This is a genomic window from Stenotrophomonas sp. (genome assembly GCF_035634915.1).
Taxonomy (GTDB): domain Bacteria; phylum Pseudomonadota; class Gammaproteobacteria; order Xanthomonadales; family Xanthomonadaceae; genus Stenotrophomonas.
This window is the reverse complement of sequence record NZ_DASQCB010000010.1, coordinates 258430-274561: the sequence shown is the minus strand read 5'-3', so window position 1 is coordinate 274561 and position 16132 is coordinate 258430. Positions and strand designations below refer to the sequence as shown.

Here is a 16132-nt window from a genome sequence, read left to right as displayed (position 1 = left end):
TGCCGTGATGGACGACTTGAGCTGGGGCAGTTACATTTCTTCCTCAGGCTTCGAAGGATCGGCTAGGAACTCGATATGGAAAGGAGGGGGCGTGTCGAATATTACTGCAGCAGATTTGGAGGCCGCGCTTACAGGGAATCCTGAAGCGCTTGATGTTCACCTTGCTCTTGTGTCGAGAGATGTTGCTATTGATGGGCATCTCGTAAAGATCCACTGTCACTGCCTGACGTTAGATGGAAATGGGCGCGTTCAACCACGCCGTTTGGCAGAATTTATGCGGAACGCGGTAGCGGACTATGCGATTCCACGCTCGCAACTTTTGGACGCTAAGGCGCGGGATCAGAAATTCAATAGCTCGGAAGCAGTGACTGAGTTGGTAGAGCGAGCTAAACGTTCGTTTACCGACTTGGCAAATAGCGGCGAAGGTGGAGAGATGCTTCTATTTCTTCTAGCGGAGCGCTTCCTCAAGCTGCCTCAGATTCTTTGCAAGATGGATCTGAAGACCGATACCCGAATGCACTACCACGGTGCTGATGGAGTTTATGCTGGAGTGACGGACGATGGTCTATTAAAGCTCTATTGGGGGGAATCAAAGGTTTACGGTGACGCTAGTGCAGCCGTTCGTGAGTGCCTTCGTTCCTTGTCCCCATTTTTGATTGAGCCAGACCACGAGGATGCCGAAAGAGAGCGCGATCTTCTCCTGCTGAGCGACAAGGCTGATCTCAGCGATCACCATCTAACTGAAGCGATAAAAAAGTACTTCGATAAGACTTCGATCATGTCGAAGCGCGTGCAGTATTGCGGGGTGGCCCTTGTGGGGTTCGATGCCCCCTTCTACCCCGCCGACAATGCAAAAGGGGTTGCAGAGGACATTATTGAGGCCTCTCGAAATGCGCTCGTTGGGTGGGCTGATCACATCGGCAACCGGCTCACTGTGGAGAAACTTGATCAGATCGAAATTGAACTGCTTTGCCTACCTCTGCCATCAGCTGATGGGTTTCGTTCGGCGTTCTTAAAGGCAATGGGGATCGTAGAAAATGAGTCTTGCTGAATTGCAGTCTTGGCTTCTTAAGGATGGAATTCGAGATGACCTCAATAAGTTAACTCGCCTCACAGTTCGGAATGAGCTGGACAATCTAACGGCAGAGATATCTTCGGCTTCCGCCGAATCAATTGACTGGTCAAGATTGCTCCTGGCTGGCAGCATTCTGGCGCGCTCCAATGAGAGAATTGATCAAGATGCGGCTCTACGCATCGCAACGGGCGCAGTGTTGTTGGAGAATGGCCAAGCGGTGAAAGATGCTGGTGCAGTACTCTTGAGCAAGTTGTCGAACTTTCGCGCAATTTCATTGGCATGCGTTCGTAGACTCGTATCGTCCGATCTTGACGCGAGACTCGGTACAGCGCTGCGCTTGGAGGCCCAGCGTAGAGAGATGGATCGGTCGATTTTGGTGCAGGTAAGTGGAGCTTGGCTGCAGGTAAATGATTTCCAGAAAAAATTCTGGGCAAATGCCAGTAACGAAGGTTGGCTTTCTGCATCTGCCCCCACTGCATCTGGAAAAACATTCTTAGTCCTTCAGTGGCTAGTTGACCAGGTAGTGGGTGGTGGGAAATGCGTTGCGGTATACCTCGCGCCTACTCGAGCATTAGTATCTGAAATAGAGAAGAATCTCAGAGATTCGCTCGGTGAAAGCACTCTAATTGAAGTCTCATCGCTGCCACTTCCTGAAAAGTACAAGGCTGCGCGAGCGGGTGGTGCTCCGGTAATTCTTGTATTTACTCAAGAGCGACTGCATCTTCTTGCTAACGTTCTCGGTGACAAATTGGTAGTTGACTTACTCATCGTTGATGAGGCGCACAAAATTGGCGACAATCAACGCGGTGTCATTTTGCAGGATGCCGTAGAGCGTGTTACGCGCGCTAACCCTCAGATGAAGGTTGTTTTCATTAGTCCGGCCACTCAGAACCCTGAGGCTTTGCTAGCCGACGCACCGAGTGGCGTGCAGACAGTTGCAGTTGACAGCGATTCCTCAACAGTGCTTCAGAACTTAGTCGTCGCTAGCCAAGTTCCGCGGCGCCCTAAGCTTTGGGAGCTAAAGCTGAGGCAACAGGGGGGAGAGTTGCCAATTGGAGTGCTGCAACTAGCGAGTACGCCTGTTGGGATAAAGAAACGGCTGGCATTCATCGCTGCTGCTGTCGGGGAGAGGGGGGGGACGTTGGTCTATTCGAACGGAGCCGGCGAGGCAGAAGAGGTGGCTGATTTAATTAGTCAACTATTACCTAAGCTCGACGTCGTCGATCCTGATCTATTGCAGCTTGCTGAACTAGCTCGAAAGGGTGTGCATAATGATTTTCTGCTTGCTCCGCTTGTCGAGCTGGGTGTTGCGTTTCATTATGGAAATATGCCTTCCCTGCTTCGGTTAGAGATTGAGCGACTTTTCCGTTTGGGAAAGATACGTTTCCTAGTCTGCACGTCGACCTTGATTGAGGGGGTGAACTTATCATGTCGCACAATTGTTGTGCGGGGGCCTCGTAAAGGTAAAGGGCATCCGATGGAGCCGCACGACTTCTGGAATCTGGCTGGTCGTGCCGGGCGATGGGGCGATGAGTTTCAAGGGAACATCATTTGCATCGACCCGGCGAATGAGACCGCTTGGCCAGGAGGTGTGCCGGGTCGGGCGCGGTATCCAATCAAGCGTGAGAGTGACGCGGTCGTCGAACAAGGGGATTGCGTTACAAAGTATCTCTTAAGCAGGGGCGAGGCGGGTCAATCCAAAATTGAGGGTAGCGATAAATTTGAGCAGGTGGGAGCGTATCTGCTAACCACATTCATGCGCTTCGGCTCCATCTCGGAGACCGGTCTTGCGAAGCGCCATGATCCCGCATTGATAGCCAAGCTCGACAGTGCCTTGGGCACGCTCTCAGATGGAATTGAGATCAGCGTGGACTTGGCGTCGCGTCACCCTGGAGTAAGCGCTATTGGGCTCCAGAGGCTTCTCGAGATGTTTCGTTCTTATCCTGGAGAGGTGGAAAATCTTCTGCCGGCAGAAGTTGCGAGTGACGACAGTTACGATCGGTTCATAACAATTATGGAGAGGGTCAATTCGCACGTGTTTCTTGCATTCTCGCCTGATGCGAGAATTCGCTTGTTCGCGCTAATTGTCGTGAAGTGGTTAAGGGGCTACTCGCTATCCCGGATCATTCGCGACAGCGTTGATTGGCATCAGAGGGCAAGAAGGCCCTACAAACTTCCTGTGCTGATCCGGGATACCATGGAATTGGTCGAACAGATAGCAAGGTTCAAAGCACCCAAGTACTTGTCTGCGTACATGGACGTGCTTCACTTGCACCTTCGCGAGATTGATCGTAACGATCTAATCGAGGATGGTCTTGATATAGGCACGCAGCTTGAATTCGGAGTTTCCTCGGCTACTCTCCTATCCTTAATGGAGCTGGGGCTTTCGAGGATGTCTGCGGTTGCTTTGTATGAAAGAATCGCCCGCGATGATCTCACCCGCGAAGAGTGCGTGGCTTGGATTGTTAACCGAAATAATCAGCTGCAATCAATGGACATTCCGGGGCTGATCATTCGTGAGGTAAGGGAATGCCTGGCGCTGTCTGGCGGGTAATTGTGCGTTAATTTACGTATCTGGAGTATTCTGATGCCTGCAAAGCCAATTAGTCTCGGTCATATGCACTTTCCGAAGAGAGGGGATGCAGTAAAGTATTTGAAAGAGATGCTCTATAAGTACAGTCTTGGTGATCGTGTCGCGGATGGCGATGCTGTGGTTCTGATGTCTGCGCTAGAAAATCATCCTGGTGCGTCCGAAAAAATTGGATCTGGCGTAAGCTACTTTTCCGTGCGTAGTGCTGACTTCGGGACAAGGTGCTTCTGGGTAAATAGAATTGACGGCACCTCTGAGAAGTTTTCCATTACCGGCTCAATTCATGGCAGGTAAATGAATTGGAGCTTTTGATATTAAGTTACCTTGCTGTGCTGTCGGTGGAGATTCTGTAGAAAATATGGCCTGGGGGATTTGCGACTTCTCGAGGAGGTCGGCGACGGTAACTGCGTTGGAATGAATTGAGGTGGCGAGGGCGCCGACGGCGCTCTCGCTGCTTCAATCAAGGGATTGATGTTAGTTTTGGGTAGACCGCGTTGACTGGAGAATTTGATCGGGGCGATATTCAACTGAGGGTTGAGTAAAGGTTGAACAAGAACGAGACTCGCGCAGAATCGGACTTGTCCCCGCGATATCGATAGTAAGCATCGACACTTCGGTTAAGTGCATTGTGAGCATTCCTGACGTCATCTGGCATCGCTTCTCGGTTGTAAAGGTCTGCAAGTGTTGACCCAGAGTGCACTTGGCGCGCATCCAGAACGCGCTGCGCGGCGTCCTCGATCTCACTCCTGGTCTCAATCGGGGCAGAGAGGGGGAGCGGGAAGTTGTTGTAAACAATGTTAATCGAATAGCGGTAGTCGCTCTTCATTCTTCCAGCAACTGTTCGCATCCATGCGTTGTGCATCGAGCTTGATAGTATCCCGAACTCGAACAGCCCGGCTTCAGGTAATACCCGAAGTAGGTTGCTCGCCAAGGTGTTTTCATCAAGATACCCAATGGGAATATATTCCCGTTTTTCTGAGGATACTTCCGGTATCGCAAGGTACGAGCCCTTTGGCTTGAATTCGACATGAAACTTCCGCGGAGTATCGGCCAGCTTTCGCGTTGCGGCGCTCCTGCTCTCCAAGCGGAACTTCCTAACGGCGGTCACGCGCTCGAGAACGTGTGGCAGACTCCTTAGCTCGGACGGCTCTATGTCGTTCACCAGCAAGCACCATCTCTCATAGCCATTCAGAAACTCATCTGCACCAAGCCATCGCTTGAAGTACTCTGCAGCGGCTGGCTCGGCTGACAAGAACTGGTGTTTCTCTTCGGTAGTGAAGAGATAATTTCCTCCGTCGATTGGTTTGTTTCCAATCGACATTTCGGGAAGCCCCGAGATAGTTGTATTTCGTCGCTTGATTACGGTATTTGGCGCATCCACCAGATACCCGTTTATATTCTTGGCAAGGGATATTGTTGCCTCTCCTGATATTCCAGATGGATAAAGGTAGATAACGCGCTTGCGCGGAGTGTCGAGGGAAAATCCAGCAATGATGCAATGAACTGCCGCGATTCCTTTGCCTTCGTTGCTCCAGCGAAAAGACTGATGGGCAAATTCAATCTGAACCCCTTTTTCTAGCAGGTAAGGCCATAGCACCCCAGCCTGTTCTCCCTGGCAAATGCTGTTAGTGGACACGAACGCGGTCCGAACGCGACGATTCTGTTCCATGAAGTGCATAGCCTTGAGGTACCACGCGGCGACGTAGTCCAGCAGCCCTCCATTCGGAAGCTCAGAGTAAATATCCTTCACGTCTTCGCGTTGCTTGTCAGTGAGGTACTTCGCGCCAACGAATGGAGGATTGCCAAGTACGTAAGAGCATTTCACTGGATCAATTATGCTTGCCCAGTCGGTAGTTAGTGCATTGCCTATGAAAATTGTGGGGCTCGCGATAAGAGGGACGCTGGGGCGCGTAGTCCCGAATCGCTCCGCTGCTTCCAAATTCATCTGATGATCTGTGATCCATAGCGCAACGCGGGCGATGTGAGCGGCGGCCTCGTCGAGCTCAATTCCAAAAAACTGACTAACGTTTACGCGGCATAGGGTGGAGACATCTAGCACTCCTCGCTGATCGCCCCACAAGAGAGAGATTAGCTCCATCTCCAGCCGCCTCAGCTGTCTGTATGCGATCACGAGGAAGTTGCCACATCCGCAGGCGGGATCCAGTAAATTGATCGTTGGCAATTTTTCGTAGAGCGCGCGGTATGTTGCTTTGGTGGCACGAGGGGACCTCAGCTCGTCCCAGAGATCCTCCATGATCAGTGGATTTATGACCTTGAGGATGTTGCGTTCGCTTGTGTAGTGCGCGCCGAGCTCTCTCCTCGTTGCTTGGCGTCTTGCTACAAACGGATCGTGCTGATCCAGTATTCCTTGGAACATGGCTCCAAAAATTGCTGGTGAGATCGCACTCCAGTCAAGCTCCGCGCAGCTCAAAAGAAGGGCGCGAAGTTCGCCATCGAATGAAGGTATCGATGATTTCTCAGAGAATAGACTTCCGTTAATGTACTCAAACGCGGCCAGTTCATCTCCAATGTTGCTCAATCGATCAACATGAGGCGTATCTAGAACTTGGAAGAGCTCGGACAGCTTTGATCCAGAGTCTCGACCGTCTTCACTACTGCCTCGGATGAATCTAAGAAATTGGCCATTTCTTCCAAAAATTCCAGTGTCGTCTGCAAAAAAACAAAATAGCAGGCGAGTCATGAAGACTTCGAGATCGTGGCCTTTAAATCGAGATTCAAGGAGGAACTGGTGGAGTTTTGAAACTCGGTAGGCAGCCTGCCGATCAATTTTAGACTCTTCCGTGATTTCCTGCTGCTCATCGGATACGAGAAAATAGAACCAATCAGCTCGCCTGGGTAATTGGGAGAGAGTGCATTCGTGGACCTTTCCCGATTTCAGGTCGTATAAGCGAAAGCGGGAGAAGTCAGATGTAACTATATATTTGGGGCGCTCCTTCTCGCTTAGCGCCATGAAATAGTCGCTGGCCTGTACGAATGCGCTGTCCAAGTCGCCACCGCGGCTCTTGTGCTCGACAATAAGCTTGCCAGGGATGAAGCTGTCAATGAAGCCTCTGCCGCCTCCGATCCGTGATACAGCCTTTTCGTAGATTGTGGCTGATTCAGGCCTGATTCCAAAGCACTCGTACAGCCTAGCCCAAAACAATTTTGCATCGGCATGCTCTCTAGCTGCCCCCGCCCATTCCTTGGCGAATGCGGTCAGGCGTGTGCGAATCTCGTTCCTTGTCAGCATGCGATATCCTGCGCTATTGTTGTGTTCGCCCGCAGCTGTTCGGGCGGATTGGGTAATTTACCATTTGCGGACAGGAGGTCAATGTGCCAGTCGACATAAATAAGATCCAATTCTTCTCTCATAGGGACTCGGAAGCTCCAATCTTCTACTGTCACTCGAGCGACCTAGATCACTCGCCATCCTTGGGTGCTAGCGTCATAAATGGCGAAATTTGTGTGGCAACAAGAGTGGAATTGTTCAAAGTAAAAGCGAACCCACAAACCAAGGATCGAGTTGACATCTATCTTCCAGTGGGGAACGCCAGGCAGCTTGGGGTCGAAGTACTTGCTTTGGTCCCTAATGTTCCGCCAAATGCTTGGCGCATCTCAAATGCTAATCCGCATGCAGCGGCACAAGGTCGAATGGCTTTGCCTGGCATAGAAAAGTCCTATTACGGGCCCGCATTGCGCGTAGAGGCCTCCACAAGGTCTGGCATAACACTGAGAAATATGAACTGCTGGGTCAATATTGATCTTGAAATCCCGCATGGAACACACATCAGAATGGCCGGTCCCGAGGTTCATATCGGTATTCGAACAAATCCGCCAATTGGCCGTCATGATTTTGATGCTGGAGAGATGGTTGAAGTTCCGGTCTCTGAGTTGCAGCGTGGCACGAATGAGAGTAATCCAGTTCAGAAGGTAGAGGGGAAGTTTTGGATGACCTTCGATGCACCCTCAGCGGCAGGCCTTGGTCAACTGCTGTCGACAATTTAATCTCTTGATGATCCGGGATGGGTTTATCCTCCCGGATTAGAGGTAGATTTTTCTTGCAGATTTACGGGGGCTGTGTGGGGCGGAGCGTGGTGGATACTAATCGCATTGGGCAGCTCGGAATAAGCTGGCTCAGGTGGATAGTCGAGGGTCAGTGGGGGTGTGGGATCGAGGTTGTTTCGGCCCATAATGACGATAGTTTGGATCTGCTGATTCTTCTCAAACGACGCCGCGGAAGTGCTTATGCAGGCCCAACCGGCGACGTGATTTTTGCACAGGTTAAGACGGGCTATGTGAAGTCTTCTCCGTCAACTGATTACTCAATTGATCTGAAGCGGAAGTATATAAATTCCCATCATGGTCGGTGGTTGTCATTTCCTGGGCCCGTGATCATGATCAACGTGATACCCCCGAAGGCGGTCGGCGGAAACCCAAGTGCATACTGGGCAAATTTGCGTGACCCTGCTGTTCTTGCTAGACCGGGTTTTGTGAAATTCCGTTTGAGTGATGCGCTTGAAGGGCGGAAGGGAAAGGCTTCGCTATTTAATCTTTGCTGGTCATGGGCTGAGTTTCGACGCGCTCCACGAGTCCAGTCCCCTGTGAATCTCGGATGGTCCAGTAATATTCCGGGTCGGAAATTCTCGGCCGGACAGAACATGCATCTTGTATGTCGTGCCTTCTACAAGGATTGGATGGCAGAATCTGCCGTGAACTCTAACGCTTTTGGTGGCGTAAAGGTTACAAATAGAGGCTGGCGTCATATGACGCGAATTGGGCGTGGCAAAGCCCGGATGCTCCAATCTCTACTGTTGCTTCCGAGTGCATCCAGAATTCTCCAAGACCTTAACTCCATAGGTAAATGCCGAATCACCTCAACAGAGGAGCGGCACTTGCCAAACGGGACTAAGCGTGAGCGCTGGTATGAAGCAGCCACAGCAAGAGTGTCATTCTTTGAACGCCAGGACGCGATGGTTCGTGTCGTATTAGAGAGAAATGTGGTGTCGTCTCGCGCTGGGAGCATCATCCGCGATGACTTGACTCTCTATTCGATTTACGAGGTGGCTCGAGGCAGAAGTGAGACATGTGGATAGAGGGGCCCGTTCGAGACAGACCTAGGACTATTGCCGTAGCAACATGAGTAGGACGCGCATCTGCGAGCCTACGTACCTGAAACCGCCTGTACTTGGGTCCCCTCTGCGGTGAATCATAGCAGTGGAGGCAACTTGAAAGGAATGTCTTGCCTGTGCCTAGACGTCGCCTCACCGGTCTGGGCAAGTGTTTCGCCAAGCCAGCTCGGTCAGTCTTTTGCGGGTAGGCTGGGCGGTTTGGCTGGGCGGTTTGGCTGGCGGCTGGACCTGCAATCGTTCGTCGGTCCGTCCTTATGCCGAAGATACGGGCAGCATTGGCTCCTGCTGAGAAAGCGCATCCAGGCCCAGCGTGGATCTACACTGGGGCTTCAGCCCTAGTGGAGCTCCCCGATGTTCACCGGAAAAGTCGCGGTAGTCACCGGCTCCACCAGCGGGATCGGTCTTGGCATCGCCACCGCGCTGGCGCGGCAGGGCGCCGATATCGTGCTGAACGGCTTTGGCGATGCAGCGGACATCGAACGTATCCGTAACAGCCTGGAGACCGAGTTCGGCATACGGGTGGCACACGACGGCGCCGACCTCTCACGCGGCGAGGCCGTGCGGGAAATGATCGCCCGCACCGTGGCCACAATGGGCCGCATCGACATCCTGGTGAACAACGCGGGCATCCAGCACACGGCGTCCATCGAGAAGTTCCCCGTCGAGAAGTGGGATGCGATCCTGGCGCTGAATCTATCTGCGGTCTTCCATGCAACGGCAGCGGCCTTGCCCCACATGAAGCAGCAAGGTTGGGGCCGCATCATCAACATTGCGTCGGTGCACGGGTTGGTGGGCTCGGTGAACAAGTCGGCCTATGTGGCGGCCAAGCATGGCGTGGTCGGGTTTACCAAAGTGACCGCGCTGGAGAACGCGGGCACGGGCATCACCGCCAACGCCATCTGCCCGGGCTGGGTGCGCACGGCGCTGGTGGAACAGCAGATCACCGCGTTGGCGGAGCGGGAGAGAACCGACCAGGAATCTGCCGCACGTGAGTTGCTGGCCGAGAAACAGCCCTCGCTGCAGTTCGTGACGCCGGAACAACTCGGCGACATGGTGGTGTTTCTGGCGTCGGACGCCGCCGCCCAGATGACGGGCACGGCGCTTCCGATGGATGGTGGTTGGACGGCACGCTAATTGAGGCGTGCCGGAATGGCGAGATCAGCCCAGGGTGTTTTGGCAGCCATCAGTTTCAGCCCTTGTTTGCAGCAAAGTACGCGCGCAGTTCGCTGAGGTTGGCCAGACCTGTGCAGATGGATCGTGCGTATATCATCAGCTTTTCCTTCTCCTTCGCACGTTCTATCGCGCGCGGATCGCCGGATGCTCCGGCCGTTGCGACCTGGGCGCGTGCTTCAGCAATAAAGTCGGCCAGACAGTCTTCCAGCTTCCACGCCGCATAGTGAAAGGCAGGGAATGATCTTATCCGCCTACCCTTCACAGAATCGAGCGTCTTCTGCAGCTCCTCGATGTGCTCAGGATAATCCTTGAGCGCGTCACGCAGTTTGGAAGGGATCGGGGGAGGGGGCAGGGACATGGCGGACATCCATTCAGTGCGTCGAGAGCGTGGCGGGCGTGGTCTGTCAGACCGGCCTGATTTCCCGGCACACCAGCTCCGCCAGCTCGCGGCACGCAAAGAACAAGCCCTCAACCACCCCCTCATCCAGGTGCCGGCGCGGTGTGGCCATGGTCTGGCAGCGGTTGGCCGCGTGCAGCATCTCTATCGACGTGAGGATGCCCACGGCCGCACGGTCGATGCGTGCCAGGGACTGACGTCGGCCGTCGGACAGGTTTTCCTCCGGCCACAACATGCCATCGGAGCCCTCGCCATCACGGATGCGGGTGAGGCAGCCCTGGAAGGTGCTGAGGTCGTCGGCGGGATTGGCGTCGTCGTTGTCGGAGTCAACAACAAGGTATGGCGGGGTTTTGCGAGTGGTCATGGCGTCGGCTTCCGTGGCTGTACTTAACAGCGCCACCGCGCGGAAGCGGGTGGCGGACGGTGCGTGGCTGCAAACCGGGATGAAACGACATGATATTCCGGTGGGCCCGAAGACCCCCACGCACCGCCCGCCATAAACGGCCGACGGATTGCCCTCCGGCACCGGTTAAGGACGATGCCGACGGGCAAGCGCAAACAACGTTGTCGTCTCATACGGGTTTGCAGACCCGGCCACTCGTTGTCAGTGGCACGCCATGTTGTTTACGCATCGACACTCGCTTCAATGAGAAAAGTACGAAAAAGCTTAGTTGAATCGAGTGCGGACTGAAGAGTGTCGCACGTCGCTTCAGTGGCACATGCGACAAGCAAGGACGCGATTGCGCCATTGTGGTGGTGAATGCGGCGAACAGTGACGTAAGTGGCGCTCTAGCCTGCAGCGCTTGTGACGCTTCTCGCTTACCAGTAGTTGTATGAAGCGTTCCGTACAGGGTCGCAAGAGGTGCAATACGCGAAGCGAGGTGGCGCATCCGGCAGATTTCGCGTGCCGGATGCGTCATGCGGCCGCTGCGTCCGGTGGGCATGGGGTGGCGTCACCGGAGGGGCAACCGCTAGCCGAGCGTGGCCTCGGCTCTACAAGAGCACGTGCAGCATGCGACCGGATTACAGATTCGCATCCAGGAACGCGCGGATCACCGGCCCGATCTCCTGCACATGGCTTTCGAGCGCGAAATGCCCCGTGTCATAGAAATGCACCTCCGCCTTCGGCAGATCGCGCTTGAACGCCTCCGCGCCGGCCGGAATGAAGATCGCATCGTTGCGCCCCCACACCGCCAGCAGCGGCGGCGTGCGGTCGCGGAAGTACGCATGCAGCTGCGGGTACATCGCCACGTTGGTGCGGTAATCCAGCATCAGGTCCAGCTGGATATCCAGATTGCCCGGGCGCGCCAGGCGCTCGTCGTCCAGCGTGTAGGTTTCCGGCGCGATGCGCAGCGCATCGGGTGCGCCGTGCGTGTACTGCCACTGGATGCCTTCCGGGGTGAACATGCTGCGCAGTGCATCGCGGTTGGCCGCGGTCGGCGCGTTCCAGTAGCGCTTGATCGGCGCCCACAGTTCGCCCAGGCCTTCTTCATAGGCGTTGCCGTTCTGCGAAACGATGGCGGTGATGCGTTCCGGGTGCTGGATGGCCAGGCGCCAGCCGACCGGTGCGCCGTAGTCGAACACCTGGATGGCGTAGCGTTCGATGCCGACCACTTCGGTGAAGCGGTCGATGGTGTTGGCCAGGTTGGCGAAGGTGTAGGCGTACTTGTCGCGCGGCGGTGCTTCGGTGAAGCCGAAGCCGGGCAGGTCCGGGGCGATCACGTGGTAGCGGTCGGCCAGCATCGGAATCAGTTCGCGGTACATGAAGGACGAGGAGGGCAGGCCGTGCAGCAACAGCACGGTGGGCGCCTTGGGGTCGCCGGCTTCGCGGTAGAACACGCGCACGTCGTCCACCTGGGCGTAGTGGAAGGTGACGGCCGGCGCGGCGGCGTGGGCGGATGCAACGGCGAGGGCACCGGCAAGGCCGGCTGCCAGACGGGCAGGGGTGTTCATGGTGTGGGCTCCTCAGGCGATCTGCTGGAAGGGGTGGCTGCTGCCGCGCGAGATCTTGCCCTGGTCGAACAGGCGCAGAATGGGGAAGTCGACGTCGTTGCGGCCGACCTTCCACAGGTAGTTGGTGATGAAGTTCAGCGCCAGGTGGCCGAACACTTCGACGATGTCCTCATCGCCCCAACCGGCGGCGCGCACGGCCTGCAGTTCTTCGTCGGTCACATCGCCCTTGTGGCGCACCAGCAGCAGCACGAAGTCGAGCAGGGCCTGTTCCTTCGGGTCGGTGGACTTGCCGTGGCGGGCCAGCTCGATGTCTTCCTCGGTGAGCTTCTGCAGTTTGGCGATGGCCGCCAGCAGGGAGATGCAGTATTCGCAGCCGTTCTCTTCGCCGATGGCCAGGCCGATCTTGCGGGCCAGCTGCTTGCTGAAGCGGCCATCGGTGAGGTTCTGGAACAGGGCCAGATAGCTGTTCATGGTGGCCGGGGAGTTGGCCAGCGCGGTCATGATGATGGGCAGCTTGCCGAACTTGGCCTTGGTCTGCTCCAACAGCGGCTGCTGGGCCGGGGTGGCGGTTTCGGGGGTGACGAGGGCGATACGGGACATGGGAGGTTCCTTGGGATGGCTGGAATGAAATGGACCGAACGGTCGGTACGGGCTGAATTGAATCCGAACGATTGGTCCACGTCAAGCTTGAATTGGACCGAACGGTCGGATATCGTTCAGGCAGGAGGTGACCCATGCCCCAGGTCAGAAAAATTGATGACGCGGCCCTGCTGGACCGCTTGGCGCTGACGTTCAAGGACGTCGGCTATGAAGGCGCGTCGCTGGCGGTGATTGCCGAAGCGACCGGCCTGAAGAAATCCAGCCTTTACCACCGCTTCCCGAACGGGAAGGAGGAGATGGCGCAGGAAGTGCTGGCCCAGGTGGGGCGTGTGCTGGATGCGGAGATCTTCCCGGTGCTGGCCGGCGATACGCCGGTGGCGGACAAGCTGGCACGTTTCGTTACGGCGATGGACGCGATGTACGACCACGGCCGGCAGTCATGTTTGTTGAACATGCTGTCGCCGCCGCGTGGTGTGCAGAACGGTTGTGGCGATGCGATTGCATCGACGTTCCACCGTTTGCAGGCCGCGCTGGCGAGTGTGGCGCGGCAGCACGGTGTGGGTGATGAGCAGGCAGAGCTGCTGGCCGAGCAGATGCTGGTGGAGCTGCACGGCGCGCTGGTTGTGGCACGCGGGATGGATGCGCCGGCGGTGTTTTCGCGGGCGATTGCGCGGTTGCCGCGGATTGTTCTGGATGCGGTGTAATTCGCAACCGCAGCGCTGATCGAAGCGTTGTAGAGCCGAGCCCATGTTCGGTTCATTGGTTTTGCGCGCGGTGGGTAAAGCAGCCGAGCGTTGGCTCGGCTCTACACGGGCGATGCCTGGTTACGCGGCAATCAACAACATCGGGTCGATCAGCGGGATTTCCCCATTGGCTCCCAGCGCAATGCTGTGGCTGCAGAACACATACCCCAGTGGGTTGGCGGCGCGCACGCGTTCGCGCGGGACGCTTTCAATCTCGCCCACTTCATCCACGGCCAGGGCGAGGGTGTCCGCCGCCGCCTGCACCAGCAGCATGGCCGGGCAGGTATAGGCAAATGCACTCAGCCCGCTCAGGCGGCGCAGGTCCACCACCTTCAGCGCATTCTCGCGCACGGTGAGGGTGGTGCGGCCTTCGCTGATGGGGCGGTCGAAGGTTTCCGGGCCACGGATCTCGTTGGCAGCCTGTACGTCCACGGCAAACCATTGGTCTCCGGCCCGTACGGCCAGGTATTCAAAGAAGGTACGCGACGACGAGGCCGGTTGACCGGCCGAACGGGAATGCGGCTGCAAGGGAAATCCAGTGGAAGGGGCGCTGCGATTGCGGTGCCATCATGCCGTCTTGAAGTGACCATAAGTGTGCGCAACAGATGAAGGTTGCTAAACCTGTTCAGTTGGCATCCGGGCTCAGGCCTGGGCGTCTGCGGCCGCTTCCAGGCGCAGGGCCAGTTCAACCGCGCTGATCGGCCGCGACAGCGCAAACCCCTGGATCTCATCGCAGCCATAGGCCTGCAGCAGGGCCACCTGTTCCGGGGTTTCGGCGCCTTCGCCCACGGTGTTGTAGCCCAGCCCATGGGCCAGGCTGATGACGGCCTGTACCTTCAGCTGCGCGCGGGTATCGGTGGGCAGCTCATCGATCATCGATTTATCGAGCTTGATGGTGTGGATGGGCAATTCGGTGAGGTAACCGAAGTTGCTGTAGCCGCTGCCGAAATCATCGATGGCCACGCGCACGCCCGCGTTGGCCAGCTGCTGCAGCTGCTCACCGGGCAGCGAATCGGCACGCAGCCATTCGCCTTCGGTAATTTCGATTTCCACATCGGTGCAGCTCAGACCTTTGCCCAGCAACGTGGCGATGAAGGCATCGGCCATGCCCTTGCGGGCGACATCGCGTGCGGACAGATTGATGGACAGCGTGAGGCTGAGGCCTTCGCGCCGCCACTGCGCCAGCTGGCTGAAGGCGTGTTCCAGCACCCAGGCGGTGACGCCGTCCATCAGCGCGGTGCGCTCGAACACGGGAATGAATTCGGCCGGGCTGACCGCGCCCAGCTGCGGGTGGTTCCAGCGCAGCAGCACTTCGGCGGCGATGGGCACGAGGTCTTCGGCACGGAAGCGCGGCTGGTAGACCAGGTGGAACTGGTCCTGCTGCAGCGCCTGCTGGCCATCGGTGGCCAGCCGGTAACTGCGCTGCAGGCGCTCATCGCGGCTGGGCGAATACCAGCAGCAGCTGACCTGCCCGGCAAGGGCCGAGCCCAGGGCGATCAGCATCTTGCGCAGCACGTCGTCGGCGCTGTCGCGGCCCAGCGTGGCCTCGCACAGGCCGGCATGGAACTGCGGTGCCAAGGGCACGGCGGCGGCCATCATCGGGCGGATCAGGTCTTCGTGCAGCAGGTGGACCAGGCGTTCGATGGCATCGCGGTCGGGCAGTTCCACCACGAACGCGAAGCGGGTGGCGGCCACGTGATAGACCTGCGCCACGCCGTCCAGCGCCAGGTTGATGCGCACGCCCGCGCGGCGGATCAGCGCTTCCAGTGGCACCATGCCCAGCACCTGGCCGGCTTCGTGCGCGCGCGGCACATCGAGCACGTCGATCATCATCGCAAAGCAGGGGCGGCCGGGCGTGCGCACTGCGCGTGCGGCGTAATCGATGGCGAACTGGTGGCGGTTGGGCAGGCCGCTCACCGGATCGCGGCGGCCACTGAGGGTGCGCAGCTCCAGTTCGTTCATCACCGCCATGCCCAGCGTCTGCAGCTGGCGGCGGTCATCGGTGGAAAACTGCCGGGGCACGCTGTCCATCACGCACAGCGCGCCGATGGCCACACCGTTGGCGGCAATGAGCGGGGTACCGGCATAGAAGCGCAGATGCGGCGGCCCGGCCACCAGCGGCAGGCTGGAAAAGCGCGGGTCCACGCGCAGGTCGTTGATGACCAGGCCGGCGGTGGAACCGATGGTGTGGGCGCAGATGGAATCGCGGATATGTGATTCGGCCACGGCCAGCCCCTTGCGGGCGATCAGGCGCTGGCGGTCGACTTCGATGAGCGAGACGAACGCCACCGGCGCGCGGAAGGTGCGCGCGGCCAGATCAGTCAGCCGGTCCAGCGAGGCCCCGGCCACGTCATCCAGGACGTCCAGGCTGCCCAGCGTCGACATGCGTTCTTCGGTACGGGTCGGGGCCATGTGCGGGTTCCGGTTGAACGGGTGCGCCTTCACATCGGTGCAGTGCCATGCAGGCGGCAT

General features: G+C 57.2%; 14 protein-coding genes. 7 read left to right on the top strand and 7 right to left on the bottom strand.

The window, feature by feature from the left end; genetic code table 11:
* Positions 1-91 precede the first annotated feature (91 nt).
* Genes VER16_RS09020 through VER16_RS19420 form a run of 3 tightly spaced genes read left to right on the top strand, consistent with a single transcriptional unit; the run spans position 92 to position 3959 of the window.
* Positions 92-1051, top strand: coding sequence for a DUF1837 domain-containing protein (locus VER16_RS09020; RefSeq protein ID WP_324807335.1), 960 nt, complete (start codon positions 92-94; stop codon positions 1049-1051).
* On the top strand, positions 1038-3629 hold the full coding sequence (locus tag VER16_RS09015; RefSeq protein WP_324807333.1) for a DEAD/DEAH box helicase: 2592 nt from the start codon (positions 1038-1040) through the stop codon (positions 3627-3629). The genes VER16_RS09020 and VER16_RS09015 overlap by 14 nt, the downstream gene beginning before the upstream one ends.
* A 33-nt stretch (positions 3630-3662) precedes the next feature.
* Positions 3663-3959, top strand: a complete 297-nt coding sequence (locus VER16_RS19420; protein WP_414716037.1) for a DCL family protein — start codon at positions 3663-3665, stop codon at positions 3957-3959.
* Positions 3960-4188: 229 nt separating this feature from the next.
* Here the strand turns inward: VER16_RS19420 and VER16_RS09010 are convergent, their stop codons facing one another.
* Positions 4189-6915 (bottom strand): class I SAM-dependent DNA methyltransferase, encoded by a 2727-nt coding sequence (locus VER16_RS09010; protein ID WP_324807331.1) that lies wholly within the window; start codon positions 6913-6915, stop codon positions 4189-4191.
* A gap of 227 nt (positions 6916-7142) precedes the next feature.
* On the opposite strand from VER16_RS09010, the gene VER16_RS09005 reads away from it, so the two are divergent.
* The 3 genes from VER16_RS09005 to VER16_RS09000 all read left to right on the top strand — a co-directional run bounded on the left by VER16_RS09005 (position 7143) and on the right by VER16_RS09000 (position 9928).
* Positions 7143-7670 (top strand): hypothetical protein, encoded by a 528-nt coding sequence (locus VER16_RS09005; RefSeq protein WP_324807330.1) that lies wholly within the window; start codon positions 7143-7145, stop codon positions 7668-7670.
* A 17-nt stretch (positions 7671-7687) separates the two neighbouring features.
* Positions 7688-8758: a DUF4365 domain-containing protein gene (locus tag VER16_RS19415; protein WP_414716036.1), complete on the top strand. Its 1071-nt coding sequence runs from the start codon at positions 7688-7690 to the stop codon at positions 8756-8758.
* Between the two features lie 387 nt (positions 8759-9145).
* Positions 9146-9928, top strand: a complete 783-nt coding sequence (locus tag VER16_RS09000; RefSeq protein WP_324807328.1) for a 3-hydroxybutyrate dehydrogenase — start codon at positions 9146-9148, stop codon at positions 9926-9928.
* 55 nt (positions 9929-9983) lie between these two features.
* Here the strand turns inward: VER16_RS09000 and VER16_RS08995 are convergent, their stop codons facing one another.
* From VER16_RS08995 to VER16_RS08980, 4 genes are all read right to left on the bottom strand, one after another.
* Positions 9984-10325 carry a hypothetical protein gene (locus VER16_RS08995; RefSeq protein WP_324807326.1) on the bottom strand — a complete coding sequence of 114 codons (342 nt, stop codon included), beginning with the start codon at positions 10323-10325 and terminating at the stop codon, positions 9984-9986.
* Positions 10326-10371: 46 nt separating this feature from the next.
* Entirely contained in the window at positions 10372-10728 is a 357-nt protein-coding gene (locus VER16_RS08990) for a hypothetical protein (RefSeq protein ID WP_324807325.1), read from the bottom strand.
* Between the two features lie 659 nt (positions 10729-11387).
* On the bottom strand, positions 11388-12317 hold the full coding sequence (locus tag VER16_RS08985; protein ID WP_324807324.1) for an alpha/beta hydrolase: 930 nt from the start codon (positions 12315-12317) through the stop codon (positions 11388-11390).
* 12 nt (positions 12318-12329) lie between these two features.
* Positions 12330-12917, bottom strand: a complete 588-nt coding sequence (locus VER16_RS08980; RefSeq protein ID WP_324807322.1) for a carboxymuconolactone decarboxylase — start codon at positions 12915-12917, stop codon at positions 12330-12332.
* A gap of 179 nt (positions 12918-13096) precedes the next feature.
* Here VER16_RS08980 and VER16_RS08975 point away from each other — a divergent pair, with 179 nt between their 5' ends.
* Complete coding sequence (locus tag VER16_RS08975) at positions 13097-13621, top strand: TetR/AcrR family transcriptional regulator (RefSeq protein ID WP_324807321.1); 525 nt, start codon at positions 13097-13099, stop codon at positions 13619-13621.
* Between the two features lie 120 nt (positions 13622-13741).
* Here VER16_RS08975 and VER16_RS08970 read toward each other — a convergent pair whose 3' ends face one another.
* Positions 13742-14188 carry a chemotaxis protein CheW gene (locus VER16_RS08970; protein ID WP_324807320.1) on the bottom strand — a complete coding sequence of 149 codons (447 nt, stop codon included), beginning with the start codon at positions 14186-14188 and terminating at the stop codon, positions 13742-13744.
* A gap of 114 nt (positions 14189-14302) precedes the next feature.
* On the bottom strand, positions 14303-16072 hold the full coding sequence (locus tag VER16_RS08965; RefSeq protein WP_324807319.1) for an EAL domain-containing protein: 1770 nt from the start codon (positions 16070-16072) through the stop codon (positions 14303-14305).
* Positions 16073-16132 lie beyond the last annotated feature (60 nt).